Here is a 264-nt window from a genome sequence, read left to right as displayed (position 1 = left end):
ATCTACGCCGGCAATACCATTGCCACCGTGCAGAGCGCCGATGCCGTCAAGGTGATCACCGTGCGCACGACCGGCTTCGACCCGGCTGCCGCCACCGGTGGTGCTGCCGCCGTGGAATCGGCCGCTGCCGCTGCTGACAGCGGCAAGAGCAGCTTCGTCGGCCGTGAGGTCACCAAGAGCGACCGCCCCGAACTGACCGCCGCCAAGATCATCGTCTCGGGCGGCCGTGCCCTCGGTTCGAACGAGAAGTTCATGGAAGTGCTG

General features: G+C 66.7%; 1 pseudogene. It reads left to right on the top strand.

The features are described 5' to 3' along the window. Window positions 1–264: pseudogene (locus tag ACNQ0T_RS24420) on the top strand (electron transfer flavoprotein subunit alpha/FixB family protein); the annotation flags it as partial.

The sequence above is a fragment of the Enterobacter cloacae complex sp.6700776 genome (assembly GCF_048284255.1).
Classification (GTDB): domain Bacteria; phylum Pseudomonadota; class Gammaproteobacteria; order Enterobacterales; family Enterobacteriaceae; genus Enterobacter; species Enterobacter intestinihominis.
Note: the sequence above shows the minus strand (reverse complement) of the source record. Positions and strands in the feature narration are given on the sequence as shown.